This window comes from Streptomyces sp. NBC_01264 (assembly GCF_026340675.1).
Lineage (GTDB): Bacteria > Actinomycetota > Actinomycetes > Streptomycetales > Streptomycetaceae > Streptomyces.
Map to the genome: position 1 here is coordinate 1,748,373 of NZ_JAPEOX010000002.1, position 18,729 is coordinate 1,767,101.

Annotated in this window: 18 protein-coding genes; 6 read left to right on the top strand and 12 right to left on the bottom strand. The window is 72.9% G+C overall.

Going from position 1 to position 18,729, the window contains the following annotated elements:
- Nucleotides 1-11: 11 nt before the first annotated feature.
- Genes OG435_RS40915 through OG435_RS40925 form a run of 3 tightly spaced genes read right to left on the bottom strand, consistent with a single transcriptional unit; the run spans nt 12 to nt 2,946 of the window.
- Nucleotides 12-905, bottom strand: a complete 894-nt coding sequence (locus OG435_RS40915) for an ATP-binding cassette domain-containing protein (protein WP_266885189.1) — start codon at nt 903-905, stop codon at nt 12-14.
- Complete coding sequence (locus OG435_RS40920; RefSeq protein ID WP_266885191.1) at nt 905-1,960, bottom strand: ABC transporter permease; 1,056 nt, start codon at nt 1,958-1,960, stop codon at nt 905-907. Before OG435_RS40920 ends, OG435_RS40915 begins: the two co-directional genes overlap by 1 nt.
- A complete protein-coding gene (locus tag OG435_RS40925; protein ID WP_266885193.1) occupies nt 1,957-2,946 on the bottom strand; it encodes a sugar ABC transporter substrate-binding protein in 990 nt (329 codons plus the stop codon). The genes OG435_RS40920 and OG435_RS40925 overlap by 4 nt, the downstream gene beginning before the upstream one ends.
- 236 nt (nt 2,947-3,182) lie before the next feature.
- Here OG435_RS40925 and OG435_RS40930 point away from each other — a divergent pair, with 236 nt between their 5' ends.
- Nucleotides 3,183-4,187: a Gfo/Idh/MocA family protein gene (locus OG435_RS40930; protein WP_266885195.1), complete on the top strand. Its 1,005-nt coding sequence runs from the start codon at nt 3,183-3,185 to the stop codon at nt 4,185-4,187.
- Nucleotides 4,188-4,258: 71 nt separating this feature from the next.
- On the opposite strand, the gene OG435_RS40935 is transcribed toward OG435_RS40930, so the two are convergent.
- The 3 genes from OG435_RS40935 to OG435_RS40945 all read right to left on the bottom strand — a co-directional run bounded on the left by OG435_RS40935 (nt 4,259) and on the right by OG435_RS40945 (nt 7,213).
- Nucleotides 4,259-5,443, bottom strand: a complete 1,185-nt coding sequence (locus tag OG435_RS40935; protein ID WP_266885197.1) for a cytochrome P450 family protein — start codon at nt 5,441-5,443, stop codon at nt 4,259-4,261.
- A gap of 54 nt (nt 5,444-5,497) precedes the next feature.
- Nucleotides 5,498-6,415: a DMT family transporter gene (locus OG435_RS40940; RefSeq protein ID WP_266885199.1), complete on the bottom strand. Its 918-nt coding sequence runs from the start codon at nt 6,413-6,415 to the stop codon at nt 5,498-5,500.
- A gap of 183 nt (nt 6,416-6,598) precedes the next feature.
- Nucleotides 6,599-7,213: a dihydrofolate reductase family protein gene (locus OG435_RS40945; RefSeq protein ID WP_266885201.1), complete on the bottom strand. Its 615-nt coding sequence runs from the start codon at nt 7,211-7,213 to the stop codon at nt 6,599-6,601.
- Nucleotides 7,214-7,383: 170 nt separating this feature from the next.
- On the opposite strand from OG435_RS40945, the gene OG435_RS40950 reads away from it, so the two are divergent.
- Nucleotides 7,384-8,118 (top strand): SDR family oxidoreductase, encoded by a 735-nt coding sequence (locus tag OG435_RS40950; RefSeq protein ID WP_266885203.1) that lies wholly within the window; start codon nt 7,384-7,386, stop codon nt 8,116-8,118.
- A 32-nt stretch (nt 8,119-8,150) separates the two neighbouring features.
- Here OG435_RS40950 and OG435_RS40955 read toward each other — a convergent pair whose 3' ends face one another.
- From OG435_RS40955 to allB, 3 genes are all read right to left on the bottom strand, one after another.
- A complete protein-coding gene (locus OG435_RS40955; RefSeq protein WP_266885205.1) occupies nt 8,151-8,606 on the bottom strand; it encodes a pyridoxamine 5'-phosphate oxidase family protein in 456 nt (151 codons plus the stop codon).
- A 272-nt stretch (nt 8,607-8,878) separates the two neighbouring features.
- On the bottom strand, nt 8,879-9,997 hold the full coding sequence (gene alc / locus OG435_RS40960; protein WP_266885207.1) for an allantoicase: 1,119 nt from the start codon (nt 9,995-9,997) through the stop codon (nt 8,879-8,881).
- 2 nt (nt 9,998-9,999) lie between these two features.
- Nucleotides 10,000-11,334: an allantoinase AllB gene (gene allB, locus OG435_RS40965; RefSeq protein WP_430625851.1), complete on the bottom strand. Its 1,335-nt coding sequence runs from the start codon at nt 11,332-11,334 to the stop codon at nt 10,000-10,002.
- 337 nt (nt 11,335-11,671) lie between these two features.
- On the opposite strand from allB, the gene OG435_RS40970 reads away from it, so the two are divergent.
- Nucleotides 11,672-12,475: an IclR family transcriptional regulator gene (locus OG435_RS40970; protein WP_250740510.1), complete on the top strand. Its 804-nt coding sequence runs from the start codon at nt 11,672-11,674 to the stop codon at nt 12,473-12,475.
- A 157-nt stretch (nt 12,476-12,632) separates the two neighbouring features.
- Here the strand turns inward: OG435_RS40970 and OG435_RS40975 are convergent, their stop codons facing one another.
- Both OG435_RS40975 and OG435_RS40980 read right to left on the bottom strand, forming a co-directional pair.
- Nucleotides 12,633-13,325, bottom strand: coding sequence for an ABC transporter ATP-binding protein (locus OG435_RS40975; RefSeq protein WP_266885214.1), 693 nt, complete (start codon nt 13,323-13,325; stop codon nt 12,633-12,635).
- Nucleotides 13,322-14,413 carry an ABC transporter permease gene (locus OG435_RS40980; protein WP_266885217.1) on the bottom strand — a complete coding sequence of 364 codons (1,092 nt, stop codon included), beginning with the start codon at nt 14,411-14,413 and terminating at the stop codon, nt 13,322-13,324. The genes OG435_RS40975 and OG435_RS40980 overlap by 4 nt, the downstream gene beginning before the upstream one ends.
- A 134-nt stretch (nt 14,414-14,547) precedes the next feature.
- Between OG435_RS40980 and OG435_RS40985 the strand changes: the two genes are divergently transcribed.
- The 3 genes from OG435_RS40985 to OG435_RS40995 all read left to right on the top strand — a co-directional run bounded on the left by OG435_RS40985 (nt 14,548) and on the right by OG435_RS40995 (nt 17,126).
- A complete protein-coding gene (locus tag OG435_RS40985) occupies nt 14,548-15,774 on the top strand; it encodes a sensor histidine kinase (RefSeq protein ID WP_266885219.1) in 1,227 nt (408 codons plus the stop codon).
- The gene (locus tag OG435_RS40990; RefSeq protein WP_266885221.1) at nt 15,771-16,406 is read left to right on the top strand and encodes a response regulator; all 636 of its coding nucleotides are present in this window, start codon (nt 15,771-15,773) and stop codon (nt 16,404-16,406) included. The genes OG435_RS40985 and OG435_RS40990 overlap by 4 nt, the downstream gene beginning before the upstream one ends.
- A 240-nt stretch (nt 16,407-16,646) precedes the next feature.
- The gene (locus OG435_RS40995) at nt 16,647-17,126 is read left to right on the top strand and encodes a hypothetical protein (RefSeq protein ID WP_266885223.1); all 480 of its coding nucleotides are present in this window, start codon (nt 16,647-16,649) and stop codon (nt 17,124-17,126) included.
- A gap of 69 nt (nt 17,127-17,195) precedes the next feature.
- Here OG435_RS40995 and OG435_RS41000 read toward each other — a convergent pair whose 3' ends face one another.
- Entirely contained in the window at nt 17,196-18,683 is a 1,488-nt protein-coding gene (locus tag OG435_RS41000; RefSeq protein WP_266885225.1) for a PLP-dependent aminotransferase family protein, read from the bottom strand.
- Between the last annotated feature and the right edge of the window lie 46 nt (nt 18,684-18,729).

An 18,729-nucleotide genomic window follows, 5' to 3' on the forward strand; every position in this document is an offset into this window, starting at 1 on the left:
CGTGTCGTCCCTCAGGGTGCGGCGGGGCCCTGAGTGGGGCCCGGTGCCTGGTCGGATGGAGTGGCCGGCGGGGAGGCGGATGCGGTGTCGGATCCTGATTCTGCCACCCGCTCCAGTTCGTGGCTCAGTTCGTCGAGCTCGGAGCCGCCCGCCATCTGCCGGGTGAGCTCGTCCAGGGTGATCGACTCGCGGGTGTGGCTGCCCGCCATGGTGCCGCGCTTGAGCAGCACGAAACGGTTCCCCACCAGGTACGCGTGGTGCGGGTTGTGGGTGATCAGGACCACGCCGAGACCCGCGTCACGGGCCGCGGCCACGTACTTGAGGACCACCCCGGACTGCTTGACGCCGAGGGCGGCGGTGGGCTCGTCGAGCACCAGGACCTTCGCGCCGAAGTGGACCGCGCGGGCGATGGCCACGCACTGCCGCTCGCCACCGGAGAGGGTGCCGATGGGCTGGTCCACGTCCCGCAGGTCGATGCCCATGCGCAGCAGCTCGGCGCGGGTGGTCTCGCGCATGAGCTCCACGTCGAGCCGGCGGAAGGGGCCGCGGCCCTTGGTGGGCTCGGAGCCGAGGAAGAAGTTGCGCCAGACGGGCATGAGCGGGACCACGGCGAGGTCCTGGTAGACGGTGGCGATGCCGTGGTCGAGGGCGGCGCGCGGGTTGGCGAGCACGGTCTCCTCGCCCTCGATCTCGAAGGTGCCGGCGTCGTGCCGGTGCAACCCCGCGATGATCTTGATGAGGGTGGACTTGCCTGCGCCGTTGTCGCCGAGGACGCAGGTGATCTCGCCGGCGGAGACCTCCAGGGAGACGCCCTGGAGGGCGCGGATGTTGCCGTAGTACTTGCTGACGTCGGTCAGCTTCACCAGGGCGGGTGCGGTCCCGGTCTCGGGTGCGGTCTCGGTCATCACTTCGCCTCCGCCCGCTTGCGGACCCATGCGTTGAGCAGCGTGGCCAGGAGCAGCATCGCGCCGAGGAAGAACTTGAACCAGTCCGGGTTCCACTGGGCGTACACGATGCCGTTGCTGGTCATGCCGAAGATGAAGGCGCCCACGGCGGAGCCGATGGCCGAGCCGTAGCCGCCGGTCATCAGACAGCCGCCGATGACGGCCGCGATGATGTAGAGGAACTCGTTGCCGACGCCCTCGCCCGACTGGACCACGTCGAACGAGAAGAGGATGTGCTGCCCGGAGATCCAGGCGCACAGGGCGACGCCCATGTACAGGCCGATACGGGTCTTCACGACGGGTACGCCGGTCGCGCGGGCGGCGTCCGCGCCGCCGCCGACGGCGAAGATCCAGTTGCCGGCGCGGGTGCGCAGCAGGATCCAGGTGGCCACGGCGACCAGGACCAGCCACCACAGGATGGTGACCTTGAGGGTGACCGAGCCGAAGGTCCACTGCGAGGCGAAGAGCGCGCGGGCGGAGGGGAAGCCCTCCATGTCGGCGATGGTCTTGGTGGAGACCGAGCCGCTGATCAGCTTGGTGAAGCCGAGGTTCAGGCCGGTCAGCATCAGGAAGGTGCCGAGCGTGATGATGAAGCTGGGCAGTTTCGTGCGGGTCAGCATGAACCCGTTGAAGAACCCGATCCCCAGGGTGACCAGCAGCGATACGAGGACGCCCACCCAGACGTTGGCGGTCATCTGGTAGCTGAACATCGAGCTGAGCAGCGCCGACGAGGTGACCATGACCCCGGCGGACAGGTCGAACTCCCCGCCGATCATGAGCAGGGCCACCGGGACGGCCATGATGCCGATGGTGGAGGCCGAGTACAGGATCGTGCTCAGGCTGGAGGCCCGCAGGAAGCTGTCGGCGGCGAAGGAGAAGAAGACGAAGACGGCGGCAGCGCCGACCACCGCGCCGAGCTCGGGCCGGCCGAGCAGGCGGCGCAGCAGCGAGGTGGGCGCGAGCCTCTCGTCGCGCGGGCCGGCGGCGGGAGCGGGGGTCTTGGTGACGGTGGTCATCGGCTGCCCCGGTTGATGAACTTCTCCAGGGTGGCCGCCTCGGCCCCGGTGACGATCTGGGGTCCGGTGAGCACGGGCCGGCCACCGCCGAGCACGTCGGCGTTGTAGCGGTAGAGCCAGAGCAGGTCCACGGCCTCGTATCCCTGGAGGTAGGGCTGCTGGTCGACGGCGAACCCGAGGGCGCCGGACTTCAGGTCGCGGGCCACGGAGGCGTTCAGGTCGAAGGTGTCGACCTCGGCCTTGCTGCCCGCCGCGTCCTTGGCCTTGACGGCCGTGGGGGCGAAGGGCGCGCCGAGGGTGACGATCGCGTCGACGGAGGGGTCGGCCTGGAGCTTGGCCTGGAGGGCCGCCTGGACGGACGGCATGTTGGTGCCCTCGACGTACAGGTTCTCCATGGTCCCGCCGGACTCGGCGAAGGTCTTCTTCGCTCCGGCGCAGCGCTGCTCGTGGCCCACGTTGCCCTGCTCGTGCAGGACGCAGACGGCCTTCTTGCGGCCGCGCTTGCCCAGCTCGGTGCCGACCGCCTCGCCGGCGATGACCTCGTCCTGGCCGATGTGGGTGAGCGCCCCGTACTCGGCGGACTGGGCCGATCCGGAGTTGACCGTGATCACCGGGATGCCGGCCTTGGTGGCCTTGGCCAGGACGTCCTTGAGGGCCTCGGGCTTGGCGAGGGAGACGATCAGCCCGTCGACCTCCTGGTCGATGGCGTTCTGGACGAACTGGGCCTGCTGCTGCGCCTGGTCGTCGTGGGCGTAGACGAAGTTGATGTTGTCCTTCGCCGCGGCCTCCTTGGCCCCCTTCTGCACGATGTCCCAGAAGGTGTCGCCGTCTCCCGCGTGGGTGACCATCGCGAAGGTCCAGCGCGGGGTGGAAACGGCGGGCCGGCCCGCCGCCTCGGCCTTCGCGCGGTCCTCGGCGCGCTTGCCGCCCGTACTGCTGCAGCCCACGAGGGAGGCACCCAGTACCGCCGCGAGCACCGCGCCCACGAGGCGTACCCCTGTCCGAACCCTAGCCACGTCTGCCCGTGCCTTTCGCCTGTCGGGCCGGCCCGCGAGCGCTGTCCCGCCGCGGTAGCCGGTCGCCGAAACGGTCATATGTTTCAAGCCGCAGCCGCCCAGTATCCGTCACAGTGCACCATGCAAGGTCATCGGGGCCATTGCGGACCGTGCCGGACACAGCGGGACAGATTGACAGCTCCCCCGGACGGGGCCACGTTGAGTGCATGCGCATCGGGCTCATCGGAACGGGCCGGATCGGTTCCTTCCACGCGGCGGCACTGGCCCGGCAGGCGGACGCGGGATCGCTGCTGCTCGCCGACGCCGACCCCGCGCGGGCGGTGCGCCTCGCCGACCGGCTCGGGGGCACCGCCGCGCCCACCGTCGAGCAGATCTTCACCTGGGGCGTGGACGCGCTGGTGGTCTCCTGCTCCACCGAGGGGCACGCGGACCTGGTCGTACGGGCCGTCCGCGGCGGGCTGCCGGTGTTCTGCGAGAAGCCGGTCGCCCCGGACCTGGAGCGCACCCTGGCGGTGCTGCGCGAGGTGGCGGCGGTCGGCGGGGTGCTCCAGCTCGGGTTCATGCGCCGCTTCGACGCGGGCTACACGACGGCGCGCGCGCTGGTCCGCTCCGGGGCCCTGGGCCGGCTGCACACCGTGCGGACCACGACCGCGGACCCCTCGCCGCCGAGCGCCGAGTACCTGCGGACCTCGGGCGGGCTGTTCCGGGACTGCCTGGTGCACGACTTCGACATGGTCCGCTGGGTGACCGGGCACGAGGTGCGCGAGGTGTACGCGACCGGGTCGGACGCGGGACCGGCGCGGTTCCGGGAGGCCGGCGACGTCGATACCGTCGCCGCCGTCCTCTCCCTGGACGACGGGACGCTGGTCTCCAGTACCGGTACGCGGTGCAATGGCGCCGGGTACGACGTACGGATGGAGCTGGCCGGGGAGCTGGACCAGGTCTCCACGGGGCTGGACGACCGTACGCCGATCGCCTCGACCGAACCGCAGGGCCCGCCTCCGGCCACCAAGCCGTGGCCGGGGTTCCTGGAACGCTTCGCTCCCGCCTACGAGGCCGAGCTGGCGGCCTTCGTCCGCCTGGTGCGGGGCGAAGGACCCAATCCGTGCGACGGCGTCGAGGCGCTCGCCGCGTTCCGGGTGGCGGAGGCCTGCGAGCTCTCGCGGCGGGAGCGGCGCCGGGTGGCCCTGGAGGAGCTCCCCGACCTCTGAGGCCCGCGAGCCGGTCCCCGGGGCGTCCCGCCTTCGCGGCCCGCCGCTCCCGCCCGTCCGGTGCACGCCGGCTACCAGGACACCGGGTGGCGGGTCGTCCCCCGGACCAGGGTCCCGGGCGCCCATTCGAGAACGGCCGGCTCCTCCCGGAGGTCCGGGAAGCGCTCCACGAGGGACCGGATCGCGATGCGGCCCTCCAGCCGGCCGAGCGGGGCGGCGACGCAGTGGTGGATGCCGTGGCCGAAGGCGATGTGCCCGCCGCGGCCGGGGCGGCGGATGTCGAAGGTGTCGGGGCGCTCGAAGCGGGCGGGGTCCCGGTCCGCCGCGGCGAGGCAGACCAGGATGGCGGAGCCCGCCTCGATGAAGGTGCCGCCGATCTCCAGATCCTTGCCGGCGAAGCGGAAGGTGGCCGTCTCGACCGGGCCGTCGTAGCGCAGGATCTCCTCGACGGCGCCGTCGATCAGCCCGCCGGGATCGGCGCGCAGGGCGGCGAGCTCGCCGGGGTGGGCCAGGAGCGCCCGTATCCCGTTCGAGACCAGGTGCACGGTGGTCTCGTGCCCGCCGACCATCATCAGGACGGCCATGGCGACCAGCTCCCGCCGCGAGAGCCGGTCTCCACCGTCCCCCCGGCTGGTCACCCAGTCGCTGAGCAGGTCCTGCCCCGGGTCGGCGATCCTGGCGTCGACGAGCTCGGCCGTGTAGGCGGTCATGGCGCGCACGGCCGCGTTCTCCGACGCGACCCCGGTGGGCGAGACCATCTCGGTGATCCAGCCGTGGAAGGCGCCGCGGTCGGCCTCCGGGACCCCGAGGAGCTCGCAGATCACGGTCATCGGCAGCGGCTGGGCGAAGGCCTCGATCAGGTCGGCGCGGCGCCCGGGAAGCTCCTCCATCGCGTCGAGCAGTCCGTCGACGATCTCCTGGATGCGCGGGCGCAGCCCCTCGATCCGGCCCGGGGCGAAGGAGCGGGAGACCAGCCGGCGCAGCCGGGTGTGGTCGGGCGGGTCGGCGCGCATCATGTTGGCGCTGGCCTCGGTCCGCTCCCGGTCGGTGTAGAGCCCGGAGGTCAGCCAGTTCTTGGACACCGCGGGGTGGGTGAGGGCCTGGCGGGCCTCCTGGTGACCGACGATCAGCCAGGCCCCCTGCCCGTCCGCCGCCTTCACCCGGTGGACGGGTCCCTGCGCACGCAGTCGCGCGTAGTGGGGGTACGGGTTCTCGTTGAAGTCTTCGGCGATCGAACTGAGGTCCAGAACCGGCATGTCGCCACCCTAGACCGGGAGTTGATCCTCCCCGAGCGGCTTTCGGCCATTCGTTCAGCCAGCCGCGCGACGCCCCCAGGCGGTGCCCGCGAGCACCAGCGCGACCCCGGCGAAACCGGCCGCGCCGAGCCGCTCGCCGCCCAGCGCGATGCCCGCCGCGGCGGCCCACAGGGGTTCGGTGCCGAGCAGCAGGCTGACCCGGGAGGGCGAGGTGCGGCGGACGGCCCACATCTGCACGAAGAAGGCGAACAGGGTACAGAAGACGGAGAGGAAGACGAGTCCGGCCCACTCGGCCGGGCCGAAGTCGGCGGCGGCCGCCCAGGGGCTCGCGCCGGTGCCGGGCATCAGGGCCAGTACGGCGAACACGGCGACCGCGGTCCCGAGCTGGACGGTGGTCAGGGAGAGCGAGTCGGCTTCCTGCACGGCCTTGATCCGCGCCATGAGCAGGACGTGCGCCGTCCGCGCGAGCGCGGCGCCGAGGATGAGGAGGTCGCCGAGGCTGGGGGTACTGAAGCCCGCCCCCTGGGTGAGGAGCACGACTCCGCAGACGGAGACGGCCGCGGCGCCGAGGAAGGCGGGCGAGGGGGCCTGGCGCCGGACCGCCGACTCGGCGAGCGGGGTGAAGATCATGGTCAGGCTGATGATGAGCCCGGCGTTGGTGGCGGAGGTGTGGACGACCCCGTAGGTCTCCAGCAGGAAGATCCCGCCGAGTACGAGCCCCAGCACCCCGGCGCCGCGCAGTTGGGCGGGGGTCAGCGCGCGCAGCTTTCGCCGGCCGGCGACGGCGAGGACGGGCAGGACCAGCGCGAAGCGCAGGACGAGCACCGCGATCACGGTGTGGGTGGTGGTGACGCCCTTGGCTGCGAGGTAGCTGCCGCCCCAGACGACGGCGACCAGCAGGACCGGCAGGTCGGCGAGCCAGGCCCTGCGGGGGGCGACGGGTACGGGTACGGGCGCGGCGATGGTGGACACCGGTTCTCCAACGGCAGAAGGCAGGTGGAGACTTCGGCGGCTCGCACGGGGGAAGGGCCCAAGTTACCCGAGCATGATCGGCCGGTCGAGCCCTTTGATCCCCGGCCGGACCCCGGCCGGACCCCGGCCGGACCGCTCCGGGGCTCGGCCCGCGGGTCGGTGCGGACGGGCCGGGGCCCGGTGTCACTCGAAGGTGCCGAACGCGGCGCGCCCCTTCGGCCGGTAGCTGTGGATGGCCGTACCGGCCGAGGTGGTGCGGGAGCCCGTCAGCTCGTAGGCCGTCGGCAGCCCGCCCGTCGGGAACAACCGGCGCCCGCCGCCCAGGAACACGGGGAAGACCAGCAGGTTCAGCTCGTCCACCAGGTCCCGCGCCAGCAGCCACTGCGCCAGCGCGCCGCTGCCGTGCACCTGCACCTCCCCCTCGGTCGCGTCCTTGATCCGTACGACCTCGCTCTGCAGCTGCTCCCCGTCGATCGCGGCGGCGGGGCCCCAGGCGGGCTCCTTGAGCGTGGTCGAAGCCACGTACTTGGGCAGCCGGTTCAGCCTGCTCGCGACCGGGTCGGCGGGGTCGTCGTGCTGCGGCCAGTACGAGGCGAAGATCTCGTAGGTCCGGCGCCCGAGGAGGAAGGCGCCGGCGCGGTCGAAGACCTCGGTGATGAACTCCCCCATGCCCTCGTCGGCGAAGGGCACGAGCCAGCCGCCGTACGCGAACCCGCCGCTGGAGTCCTCCTCCGGGCCCCCCGGGGCCTGCATCACGCCGTCGAGGGTCAGGAAGGTGGTGAGGGTCAGCTTTCCCATGGCACTGCGCTCCTTGGCTCCGGTACGTCCGCTGTCACGGGTTCAGACTCCCGGGCCGCCCGGAACTCATCGTTCCGGCGCGCTCGAACGCGATGTCCGTTTCCCGCCAGCGCCGTTGCCCTCCGGGCGATTTCATTGAACTCGCAACCAAACGAGCGGGAGGAAACACCATGAACGGCAATGCGGTGGCCCTGGTGACCGGTGGCAGCAGGGGGATCGGCGCGGCGACCGCGCTGCGCCTGGCGCGGGACGGGGCCGACGTGGCCCTGACCTACGTCGACGACGCGGAGGCCGCACGGGCCGTCGTCGGCAAGATCGAGGCGCTCGGCCGGCGCGGCCTGGCCCTGCGCGCCGACGCGGGGGACGCGGAGGCGGCCTCCGGGGCGGTGGAGGAGGCGGTACGGGGCCTGGGCCGGCTCGACGTCCTGGTGAACAACGCCGGGGTGGGCGTGCTCGGACCGCTGGAGGGGCTCACCCCCGCGGACGTGGACCGGGTCCTCGCGGTCAACGTCCGGGGCACGTTCCTGGCCTCCCGGGCCGCGGCCGGCCGGATGGGCCGGGGCGGGCGGATCATCACCGTCGGCAGCTGCATGACCCAGCGGGTGCCGGGGCCGGGCGGCACCCTGTACGCGATGAGCAAGGCGGCACTGACGGGCCTGACCAAGGCGCTCGCGCGGGAGCTCGGCGCCCGCGGGATCACCGCCAACCTGGTCCACCCGGGCCCGGTCGACACCGACATGAACCCGGCGGACGGCCCCTACGCCGCCGCGCAGTCGGCCATGACGGCCCTGGGCCGCTTCGCCGCTCCGGAGGAGGTGGCCGCCATGGTGTCCTTCCTCGCGGGCCCGGACTCCGCTTACGTCACGGGCGCGGAGTTCTCGGTGGACGGCGGCCACGCGGCGTAGGCGGTCCCAGGCCGTCAGGGCGGCCGGGGCCGTCAGGCCAGCCAGTGGCCGTCCTTCATCAGGTCGCGGCCGGCGATCTCGTCGGCCTCGCGCCAGGCCTGGATCCACACGGGCGTGATCCGGAAGTACGGGTAGGGCGTCTTGAGGCTGCTCGGGTCGAAGCCGGCGTGCGCCGCGAAGGCCTCGATCTCGCCGGGCGCGAGCTCCGCCGCCTCCAGCTTGGTCACGGTGCCCCCCACGAGGACCACGTCGCGGGTCGCGCCGAACGCCAGCCGCACCCGGCCGCTCGCCGCGAGGTTGCGCCCGGTGGGCAGGTTGCGCCCGGTGGACACCAGGAAGCCCTCGCCGTCCCACCGGAACGACAGGGGTACGAGGCAGGCGACGCCCTCGGCGTCGGCGGTGGCGACCCACACGTCGACATCGCTCGCGAACCGGGCCAGCGCGTCCTTGCGCCGCTGCTCCGTCGTGCGTGGCGTGCTCTGCGTCATCGTGGCCCCCTGCGTGATCGCCGTCCGCTGTAGCGGCAGGCTAGCGGGCCCGGCGGTCGGCACGGCCCGCGGGGGTGCAAGTACGCATGCCCACAAGGCTCTTGGGGCCCGAAGCTCTTGGGACCCAAGCCCCTCGGACCCGCAGTCCCTGGGGCGCCGGCACCCCACAGGCACGAACCCCGCAGGGGCGCGCCGTCGAAACGGTGCGCCCCTGCGGGGTGTTCGCGCATGCCCCGGGGGTGTCGGCCCCCGGGGCGGTCACGAGGGTGGCGTCAGCCGCCCAGCTCCTGGTGGCGGGCGGTGTGCGCGGCGGTGCCGGCCTCCGTCAGCGCACCGAAGAGGCGCAGGCGGGAGAAGCCGCCGTCCGGGAAGATGTCGATGCGCACGTGCGTGCCGACCGCCGGGGCGTCGAGCACGAAGCGGTGGTTGGTGTCGGGCTGCAGGCGGGTGCGCGGCAGGAACTCGGTCCACTCGCCCTCCTCGCCCGTCTTGATGGACAGCGAGGCCCAGCCGGCCGAGTTGCCCTTGAGGTACGCGGTGTCGATCTCGACGGCGCGGATCTCGGACTCGGCGACGAGCTGGTAGCGGATCCAGTCGTTGCCGTTGTCACGGCGACGGGCGGTCTCCCAGCCGTCGTCCATCTTGCGGGAGCGGCCCGGGTTGATGGTGTTGGTCGGCGGGGAGTAGAAGCGGTTGGAGGCGTCCTGAACGGAGCCGCCGTTCTCCAGGGCCACCACGTCGAAGGAGCCGAGCGCCGCGAGCCACTTGGGGTCGGGAACGACCTCGCCGTAGACGCGCAGGCGGGCGATGCCGCCGTCGGGGTGCTGGTTGACGCGCAGGTGCGTGAAGCGCTGCTCGGAGTCGATCTCGAAACCGTTGGCCGCGTGGCCGCCGACGGGGGTGCGGGCGACGATGGTCGTCCACTTGATGTCGTCGCCCTGGAGCTCCGCCGGGGTCGGCGCGAGGGCGCCTTCCCAGTTGGTGGCCTCCACGGAGACGGCCTGCGGCATGTTGCCGCGGAAGTGGGCGGTGTCGACGACGATGCCGCGGATGACGCCGGGGGCGCCCAGGCGGACGAGCGCCCAGTCGTGGTCCTCGGGGGTCGGCCAGGGCTGGGTGGCGGAGATGCCGCGGCGGCGGCGGGTCTCCCAGCCGTCCATGACCTTGCCCTTGTGGCCGAAGTCCTCGGGGTCGAAGTGCGCGGCCTCGGAGATCAGCAGGTTCTCGCGCTGGGCGAAGAACTCGTCGTTGGCCTCGATGACACCGGCGCCGAGCTCACGGGCGGCGAGGTTCGCGTACTGGGTGAACGGGAAGTCCGCGCTGCGGTAGTCCGCGTACGGGTCGCCGCCTCCGTACGGGTTCGCGTTACCGGTGAAGGATTCAATCGCCACTGTCAGTTCTGCCTTTCGAGGAGTCGGCCGGTGGGCTCGGTCGGGGTGCCGTGGTCGGCGATCTGCGTACCGCGCAGCCAGGTGGACTTCACGACGCCGTGCAGGGTCTTGCCCGCGTACGCCGTGACCTGGTTGCGGTGGTGGAGGTGGGCCGGGTCCACAGTGAACGTTTCTTCGGGGGCCAGGACGGCGAAGTCGGCGTCGCGGCCGGCCTCGATCGCGCCCTTGCTCGCCAGACCGGCGAGGGCGGCCGGGGCGGCGGACATCCAGCGGACGACGTCCTCGAGGGTGCGGCCGCGCTTCTGCGCCTCGGTCCAGATGGCCGGAAGGCCCAGCTGGAGGGAGGAGATGCCGCCCCACGCGGTGGCGAAGTCACCGGTCTTGAGGTCCGCGGTGGACGGGGAGTGGTCGGAGACGATGCAGTCGATCGTGCCGTCGGCGAGCGCGTCCCACAGGACGTCCTGGTTGGCGGACTCGCGGATGGGCGGGCAGCACTTGAACTCGGTGGCGCCGTCCGGGACTTCCTCGGCCGTGAGGGTGAGGAAGTGCGGGCAGGACTCGACGGTGATCTGCACGCCCTCGGCCTTTGCCGCGGCGATCAGCGGCAGCGCGGAAGCGGAGGACAGGTGCAGGACGTGAACGCGCGCGTTCAGTCGCTTCGCCTGGTCGATCAGGTTCTGGATCGCGGTGTTCTCGGCGTCCTGGGGACGGGAGGCCAGGAAGTCGGCGTACTTGGGGCCCGGGTTCTGCGGCGCGGACTCCAGGTGGTGCGGGTCCTCGGCGTGCACGATCAGCAGGCCGCCGAAGCCGGTGATCTCGGCGAGCGAGGCGGCCAGCTGCTCCTGGTCGAGGAGCGGGAACTCGTCCACGCCGGAGGGCGACAGGAAGCACTTGAAGCCGAAGACGCCGGCGTCGTGCAGCGGGCGCAGGTCCTTGACGTTGTCCGGCAGCGCACCGCCCCAGAAACCGACGTCCACGTGCGCCTTGGTCCGGGCCACGTCCTGCTTGACCACCAGGTTGGCGGTCGTGGTGGTCGGCGGCAGCGAGTTCAGCGGCATGTCGAGGATGGTGGTGATGCCACCGGCCGCGGCGGCGCGGGTGGCCGTCCAGAAGCCTTCCCACTCGGTACGACCGGGGTCGTTCACGTGGACGTGGGTGTCGACCAGGCCGGGGAGGAGCACGTCGTCGCCGAAGTCCTCCAGCCGGGCACCGGCCGGTACGTCGGCCTCGTACGGCAGCACGGCCGCGATCTTCCCGCCGGCGACGGCCACCGAAGCGGCACGCGTCCCCTCGGGGGTGATGACGCGCGTCGAGCGCAGTACCAGTTCCACAGCCAGGTCGGACACCGGAACCTCCCCATCTACTTCCACAGAGCGAAATTCAACGTTCTGTTGACGGAGTCTTCACGTCGATCCGGAACCAGTCAAGAGCGCCCGGACGGACCACTGACGACCGCGTATCGCAATTGGATGTTTCCACAGGATGGAATTAAGATTTCGCTATGCAGAATGTAGCTACCACCACCAGGAACCGGACGGGTAACTTCCCGAGGACGTCCACCACCAGGACAAACCGCCTCTGACCGGCGGGGACGGCATCGCCCCGGCTCTAGGGCCGACGCAGACCGACCGGTAGGCTGCTTGCTTGCCTGCCAGCACCGAAAGGACCGCGCCCGTGCCGACGTCCAGCGCCAGCACCACCGACGCCTCCACCAAGCCCACCGCCGCCAGCGGTGGCGTCCAGTCCCTCGAGCGCGCCTTCGATCTGCTCGAACGGATGGCCGATGCCGGGGGCGAAGTCGGCCTCAGCGAGCTCTCCGCCGCCAGCGGTCTGCCGCTGCCCACCATCCATCGCCTCATGCGCACCCTCGTGGCGTGCGGCTATGTCCGGCAGCAGCCCAACCGACGGTACTCCCTCGGACCCCGGTTGATCCGCCTCGGCGAGTCCGCGTCGCGGCTGCTGGGCACCTGGGCCCGCCCCTACCTGGCGCGCCTGGTGGAGGAGACCGGCGAGACCGCGAACATGGCCCTGCTCGACGGGGACGAGATCGTCTACGTCGCCCAGGTGCCGTCCAAGCACTCGATGCGCATGTTCACCGAGGTCGGCCGCCGGGTGCTGCCGCACTCCACCGGCGTGGGGAAGGCGCTGCTCGCCTACACCCCCGCGGACGAGGTACGGGCCCTGCTCTCGCGGACCGGGATGCCGGCCGCGACCGAGAAGACCATCACCACCCCCGAGGGCTTCCTGGATGCCCTGGAGGTCGTCCGGCGGGTGGGCTACGCGGTCGACGACAACGAGCAGGAAATAGGAGTCCGCTGCCTGGCGGTCTCCGTGCCGAACTCGCCGACCGCCGCCGCGATCTCCATCTCCGGCCCGGCCGGCCGGGTGACCGAGGCGGTGGCCGAGTCCTTCGTGCCGATCCTCCAGGGCGTCGCGGCCGAGCTGTCGGTGGCCCTGCAGAGCCAGAACCCGGCGTAGGCCCTGGCCTGGCGGTAGACCCGAAAGAGCCCGGCGCCCCTCCAGGGGGCGCCGGGCTCTCGCGTACTCCCCCGGCGCACCGGGACCGGCCGGGCCAGCACGGAGCAGCCCCCTCCGGCCGGGCCGCCGGAGAGGGCCGCGCAGGTGATCGCGCCGGTCAGGCCGCCGGGACGGCGTCCGCCCCCTGGGTCAGACGGCCGTCCGTCATCAGCGCCGTGGCGTCCATCCGCTCCAGGTGCGCGTGGTCGTGGGTGACCAGCACGGTGGCGGTGGAGCGCTCCCGGGTGAGGGTGACCAGCAGGTCGAGGACCGCGGCGCCGCGCTCGTGGTCGAGGGCGCTGGTGGGCTCGTCGACCAGGAGCACGGCGGGCTCGTTCATCAGGGCGCGGGCGATGTTGATCCGCTGGCGCTGCCCCCCGGAGAGCTGGTGCGGCCGCTTGTCGGCCTTGTCGGCCAGGCCCACCGCGTCCAGCAGTTCCAGGGCCCGCCGCCGTACGGCCCGCGCGGGCCGGCCCGAGAGGTGGGCCATGACCTGGAGCTGTTCTGCGGCGGTGAGCGAGGCCAGCAGGTTCGGCTGCTGGAAGACGATGCCGATCTTCTCCCGGCGCAGCGCCGACTTCTCGCCCGGGGAGAGCTCCGAGGTGTCCGCCCCCGCCACGACCACCCGGCCGGTGTCGGGCGTGACCAGGGTGGCCGCGACCGCCAGCAGGCTGGACTTCCCGGAACCGGAGGGACCGACCACCGCCGTCAGGGTGCCGGCGGGCACCTCCAGCCCGACCGCGTCCAGCGCCGTGAGGCGCCCGTCGCCGTCCGGGTAGGTGAGGGTCACGTCGTGCACGAGCAGGGTCATCGGGCGCTCCCGAGAGCGGTCAGGGGGTCTACGGCGGTGATCCGCCGGATGGACAGGGCGGCGCCCAGCGCGCCGAGCGCGATCATGACGGCGGCCGGGACCAGCACGGTAGCGGCGTCGAGCACGAAGGGCACGTCTCCGCCGCTGATCAGCGCTCCGAACCCGGCCGCGAGCGCGGTGCCCGCACCGGTGCCGAGCGCCAGCATCACCACGGCCTGCCCGAGTGCGTCCTTGAGGAGGTACGGGGTGGAGGCACCCAGTGCCTTCAGCACGGCGATGTCCCCGCTGCGCTGGATGGTCCACACCGTGAAGAAGGCTCCTATGACCAGGGCCGAGATGGCGAAGAGGAACCCGCGCATCAGCTGGAGCGAGCCGTTCTCGGAGGTGTAGGAGCCGATCGCGCTCAGGGCCTCGTCGACGGTCTGCGCCCGGGTGGCGGTGGCCTTGTCGCCGGCCGCCCAGTCGACTCCGTCCTTGCCGTCCAGGGCCACGACGGTGGCGAGGGTGTCGATGGAGGTGCCCGGGTTCCCGACGCGCTGCCAGTCGTTGAGGTCCATCCAGACGACCGGGGTGTGGCTGTAGGCGGCGGTGCCGGAGACCGCGGCCACGGTCATCTCGACCTGGCCGATCCGGAGCTTGGATCCGGCGCTCAGCCCGCCGAGCTCCTCGGCGGCCTTCTCGGTGAGGACCACCTGCCCCTGGGTGAGCCCGCTCCCCCGGGGTGCGAGGGAGCCCGCCGGATCCACACCGAAGACGGACACGCCCGCCGTGCGCTCACCCGAGACGACGTTGGTGGTGCGGATGCCCAGCGGCTGCGCCGAGGTCACCCCGGGCCGCTCCCGCCAGGCCAGCCAGGCCTTCTCGGGCACCTGGGAGTTGGTGAAGGAGACCTTCTGGTCCCCGGCGGGCGCGGCGAACGCGAGGCGGGTGGTGGCGGGCAGGCCGGTGATGGCCGAGATGTTCTCCCGGGCCAGTCCCGCGGTGAGCCCGGACAACAGGCCGACCAGCAGCGTGATCAGCAGTACGACCGAGCCCATCAGGGCGAAGCGGCCCTTCGCGAACCGTAGATCTCTCCATGCGACGAACATGTTCCCCACCTTGGTCTTCCGCGTGGACACAAGGCATCGCGCCACAGTAGGGATCCTCGTATCGAAGGGCGCACCGAGACATCAATCCTTTGGTTGACCGGGGCTCCCGGACCCGGACTTACGCTGGTCAGGCCATGACTCCTCCCCTCCCGCCCCCCGCCACCGCCGACCCGGGCGTCCGCGCCCTCACCCCCGTCTCCCGCGTCCTGCGGCTGTGCCTGCACGCGCTGCTCTTCGGCCTGCTCGCCCTCGCCGCCGGGCGGGCCGTCGCCGACTCCGCCCCGCGCGCCGGCTGGGTGGTCGCGGCCTGCGCGGTACTGGCCGCCGTGTACCTCGCGGGCGTACGGACCCCCGCGGTGCACAGCTCGGCGCGCGCCGGGGCGGTGTGGCTGGCCGGATTGTGCGCGGCCTGGGCCGCGCTGCTGGTGGTCTCCCCCGACGGGCTGTGGATCGCCTTCCCGCTGTACTTCCTGGAGCTGCACCTGCTGCGGCTGCGCTGGGGCGTGGCGGCCGTCGCGGTGACGGCCGCCGCGGCGATCGGCGGGTTTGTGGGACATCACAGCCTCGCGCACAGCACCGCGGTGACCCCGGGGGCCTTCCTCGGGCCGCTGCTGGGCGGCGCCGTGGCGGTGGCGACCGTACTGGGCTACCAGGCGCTGTACCGGGAGAGCGAGCGGCGCCGCGAGCTGATCGAGGAGCTCATCACGACCCGGGCCGAGCTGGCCGCGGCCGAGCGGGACGCCGGCATCCTGGCGGAGCGGGAGCGTCTGGCCCGGGAGATCCACGACACCCTCGCCCAGGGCCTGTCCTCCATCCAGCTGCTCCTGCGGGCCGCGGAGCGCACCCTGCCCGAGGGCTCGGCGGCGCTGCCGCACATCGGCCGGGCCCGGGAGGCCGCCCAGGAGAACCTCGCCGAGGCGCGTCGGTTCGTACGGGCCCTCACGCCTCCGGACCTGGAGCACGGGTCGCTGCCGGCCGCGCTGGAACGCCTGTGCTCGGGAGCACCGGGCCCCCGGGTCCGCTTCTCCCTGAGCGGCACCCCGCGCCCCCTGCCCACGCCCTACGAGGTGGCGCTGCTGCGGATCGCGCAGTCGGCGCTGGCCAATGTGGTGCGCCACGCGGGGGCCGGGCGCGCCGAGATCACCCTGACCTTCATGGACTCCTCGGTGACCCTGGACATCGTCGACGACGGCAAGGGCTTCGACCCCACGTCCGCGCCCTCCGGCGACGGCGGCTTCGGGCTGCCCGCGATGCGCTCGCGCGCCGAGACCCTCAGCGGCCTCTTCACGGTCGAATCCGCCCCCTGCCAGGGCACCGCCGTGGCCGTCACCCTTCCCCTGCCCGCGGAGGCCCTGTCATGACCATCCGGCTGCTCCTCGCCGACGACCACCCGGTGGTCCGGGCCGGGCTGCGCGCGGTGCTGGACACGGAGCCGGACTTCGAGGTGGTGGCGGAGGCGGCGACGGCGGAACGGGCGGTGGAGCTGGCCGCCTCCGCCGGGGTCGACGTGGTGCTGATGGACCTCCAGTTCGGCCCCGGCGGCGGCATGCACGGCTCGGCGGCCACGGCCCTGATCACGGCCGCGTCCCCGTCGCCCCGGGTGCTGGTCCTGACCACATACGACACGGACGCGGACATCCTGGCGGCGGTGGAGGCGGGCGCCTCGGGCTACCTCCTCAAGGACGCCCCGCCGGAGGAACTGGCGGCGGCCGTCCGCACCGCGGCGGCCGGCCAGTCGGCGCTGGCCCCGGCGGTGGCGCTGCGCCTGATGGACCGCATGCGGACCCCGGCGGAAGCCCTGACCAAGCGCGAGCTGGAGGTCCTCCAGCTGGTCGCGGACGGCCTGTCGAACCAGCAGATCTCCAAACAGCTCTTCCTGAGCCAGGCCACCGTCAAATCCCACCTGGTCCACATCTACGCGAAACTCGGCGTCGACTCCCGAACCTCGGCAGTAGCCGCAGCGGCGACCCGCCGCCTGATCCGCACGCCGTAGGTTTTTCAGCCCGTCCGGCGTTTGAGGACCGGGTCCGGGCGGGGCCCGGGGAACGGGCGAAGGGCGGGTAGGGGATCCCGCCCCGCAGGGCCCACCCACCCGCACCGGGGGCCGGTGGGCCGGGGCGGGGCCCGGGGGATATCCCCCGCCCGCCTCCACCGGCCCCCCGGCGGGTGGCCACGGCGCGGAATCGACAGCATGCGAGGTGTCGCAGCAACCGACCCCCGAAGGCGAGCCGCCATGACCACCACCGCGCCGCAGGCGACCCGCACCGCCTACGCCCTCTGGCTCACCGCCGTCGCCGCGGGCGCTTTCGAAACCGTGCTGGCGATCGGCAGGATGGCCGCCGACGGCACCGGCTCCCCCGGAGAGATCGGCGTCGGCCTCGCCATCCGCCTCAGCGTCTTCACCGCCGCCGTCCTCGTCGCCCGCCGCATGCGCGACGGCGCCCGCTGGGCCCGGATCGTCCTCGCCCTCGGCCTCGGCGTCCTCGGCACGGCCTCCATGGTGCTCCAGCCGCTCGGCCACCTCCTGGACGGCGGCTCGATCGTCGCGGCGGCCGAAGGGGCCGGCGCCCTCGACTGGGTCTTCGGCGCCAGCCGGGCCGTCCACGTGGGCGCGGTGCTCACGGCGGTGCTCCTGATGTTCCTCCCGGCGTCGAACGCCTGGTTCCACCGGACGGCGTCGCAGCCGAAGGCACTGCGCCGGCCGGTGGCCTAGGCCGTCTCGGCAGTGCGGCCGGGCACGGCACCGGACACCGCGGGCCCGGCAAGATCCGAAAGAGACGGCCTACGCCACCCAGTACGGCCGCTCCACCGCCGAAGGCAGCGGCACGCCCCCGTGGAAGGCCTCCGCCAGTCTCCGTACGCCCTCGTCCAGCCGGTCCGCCGGCAGCGTGTACGGGATCCGCAGCCGGTGCTCGAAGGTCCCGGGGTCCACCCCGAACCGCGCGCCCCGTCCGATGGTGACCCCGGCCGCCGCCGCCCGGTCCGCCAGCGCGGAGCTGACCGGCTCGCCCAGGTCCACCCAGAGCGAGAGTCCGCCCGGCGCCACCTGCCAGGACCACTCCGGCGTGTGCCGCTCCAGCGAGTCGATCAGCGCCGCCCGCTGCCCGCGCACCTGCTCCAGCCGCGCGGGCAGCGTCCGCTCCAGGCCCTCCAGCAGCGGGAGCGCCACCAGCTGGTCCAGGACCGAGCCGGTCATGTCGGCCGCCACCCGTACCGCCGTCAGCTCCGTGATCATCTTGGCGGTGGCCCGGATCCACCCGACCCGCAGCCCGCCCCAGTGCGTCTTGCTCAGTGAGCCTATGGTCACCACGTGATCGGCCCCGCCCTGCGGCGCGAGCGAGGCCAGCGGGGCGGGCGCCGGCACGTCGAGCGCGATGTCGGCGATGGTCTCGTCGACCACCAGCCAGGTCCCGGTCCGCCGGGTCGCCGCCAGCAGCCGCAGCCGCTGTTCCTGCGGCATCAGCGCACCGGTCGGGTTGTGGAAGTCGGGGATCACGTACGCGAGCCTCGGCACGGTCTGGCGCAGCGCGGACTCGGCGATCTCCAGGTCCCAGCCCGCGTCGGAGACGGCGATCGTCCCGGTGCGCAGCCGCGCGTGCCGCAGGGCGTCCAGGGCGTTGGCGTAGGTCGGGTTCTCGGTCATCACCCGGTCCCCGGGGCGGCACAGCAGGCTCACCACCAGGGCGAACGCCTGCTGCGCGCCCGCCGTGACGAGGATCTGCTCCGGGCGGGTCGCAAGGCCCCGCCGGGTGAACCGCTCCGCGACGGCGCTCCGCAGGTCGGGCAGCCCGAAGGGGTGGTAGCCGGGGCCGCGGGCGAAGGCCGGGAGTCGGGGCGCGGCCCGGGCCACGGCGTCGGCGAGGGTGTCCTCGGCTGCGCCCATGGCGGCGATGGCGAGGTCGATGCCGGGGTCGCCGTCGGCCTGGTAGCCGCCGGCGCCGACGATGGCGTGCGCGCCGACCGGGCGGTGGCCTTCGGGGAGCTCGGTCCAGGTTCCGGAACCGCGGCGGCTGCGGACGTAGCCGCTCTCGCGCAGGAGGTCGTAGGCGCCGGTGACGGTGGCCCGGCTGGCGCCGACCGCCTCGGCGAGCTCGCGTTCGGCGGGCAGGCGCACGTGCAGGGCGATCCGGCCGTCGAGGATCAGGGTGCGGACGGCATCGGCCAGGGCCCGGTACCCGGGGCGGGCCAGTACCTCCGCCGGAAGCAGGGCCGCGAGCTGGCGGCTGCCTACCATCCTGTCCGCCGTCTGGACCACTCGCCCGTTTGCCATGCCAACCTCCCCTGATTGGCTCTGCCTGCCAGGCCAATCCAGGTCC